Source organism: Mesorhizobium sp. M7A.F.Ca.US.008.03.1.1 (genome assembly GCF_003997495.1).
Classification (GTDB): domain Bacteria; phylum Pseudomonadota; class Alphaproteobacteria; order Rhizobiales; family Rhizobiaceae; genus Mesorhizobium.
The window spans coordinates 1-316 of record NZ_RZRU01000071.1 but is presented as its reverse complement, the minus strand read 5'-3'; the positions used below and the strand labels follow the sequence as shown (position 1 = coordinate 316).

At 65.5% G+C, this 316-nt stretch carries 1 pseudogene; it reads right to left on the bottom strand.

Features of this window, described 5'->3' with window-relative positions:
* Window positions 1-316: pseudogene (locus tag EOA16_RS32820) on the bottom strand (IS4 family transposase); the annotation flags it as partial.

Here is a 316-nt window from a genome sequence, read left to right as displayed (position 1 = left end):
ATCCCGTACAGCGCGGATGAGCACATGGGTGCGCTCGCCGGGAAGCCTTGCAAACACTTCGTAGATGTCGGCTTCGCGGTCGCCGACCACCGTCATCTGCGGCGTGTCGGTCAGCGCCTGGCATGCCGCCTTGGCGGTGCCGATCCATTTGTGGCTTTCCTTGGCTTCGATCGGCAGCGCCTGGTAGTCATGCGCCTTCTTTGCCTCGCGCCGCCAGATCGTGGCGCCTGCAAGGCCCAGGACCGAGCCGTCCCCGGCATCCACGGCCAGCGCCGGATGCACGAACAGCCCGATATCCTTGCCATTGCCGACACGA